General features: G+C 61.5%; 1 protein-coding gene. It reads left to right on the top strand.

The window, feature by feature from the left end:
• Positions 1-295: 295 nt before the first annotated feature.
• On the top strand, positions 296-994 hold the full coding sequence (locus ABFX51_RS02755; protein WP_346051860.1) for a DUF6338 family protein: 699 nt from the start codon (positions 296-298) through the stop codon (positions 992-994).
• Positions 995-1048 lie beyond the last annotated feature (54 nt).

Raw genomic sequence — 1048 nt, 5'->3', positions numbered from 1 at the left:
CTGTTTCCGCTGGTCAGTGGGCTGTCCGGTGATCTCGGCGCTTGTTGACGCTTGGTGTCACTGACTGTGCTCTCAGTGATCTCGGTGTCTGGTGTCGATCCCAAGTGTTCCGGCGAGCCATCAGGCCGTGACGCAGTGCGGCGTACCGTTGGCTTACGGTGTCCGCCGGGCTCGGCCTCATCGCCGACAACACCACCGCCCGACTCAGCGCCTTTGGCCTGGGTTTTGATGCCCGGACACTTTGGGATGGGACATCCGGGCATCTCTGATTCCTCGTGTCGTGTAAGGATTGCCCATGCCATCCACACTCACCGGATTACTGCTATTTCTGACATTGTTGCTGCCGGGGTTTATCTTCGTGACGACATTGCGTCGGGAACGGCCCGAAAATCGCCCGTCCGCGCTGAAGGAGACAGCGACGATCGTGGCGGCGAGCGTTGTGTCCGAGCTGTTCGTACTCGGCGTGTTCGCGGTCATTTCAGCGTTGGCTCGTTCGTGGACACCGGATATTGGTCAGCTGATTGCTAAACCTCAGGACTACCTGGTTGTCCACTACCTGCGTGTGTTCGAGTGGACGGTGGGACTGTTCGTCGCCGCTTGCAGCGTCGCGTGGGTGGCAGCGCTGGTCATCCGCCGCAGGCCCGCGCCTCCCTCCGGCATGTCGGCTTGGTGGCTGCTGTTCGAGCAATACAGACAGGGCCGCCACAGACACGTCGGCGTGATGCTGGATGACGGCTCCTACCTACAAGGCCAGCTCATCTCCTACAACGACAGCGCGGACGACAGCCCTGACCGCGATTTGGTGCTGATGGCGCCGATCACCTATCGCCACCCGAAGACGACCGAAACGACAGAGTTGGATTGTGGAGCCGCATGTGTGTCCGCCCGCCACATCGTGGCCATGACAATTGCCTACGTACCTGCGCCGGCTAATCCGTCGAGGTCGCCTCTGGTTGCGGGGGGACAGGCGGCGACTGCGGCTTCTCCTGGCTAGTGCCTCTTCAAGGAACGTTGACGTGGTAACCGTGTCGCGTGGACATCCGGGCGG

This window comes from Amycolatopsis dongchuanensis, assembly GCF_039542405.1.
GTDB classification, from domain to species: domain Bacteria; phylum Actinomycetota; class Actinomycetes; order Mycobacteriales; family Pseudonocardiaceae; genus Amycolatopsis_E; species Amycolatopsis_E sacchari.
Note: the sequence above shows the minus strand (reverse complement) of the source record. Positions and strands in the feature narration are given on the sequence as shown.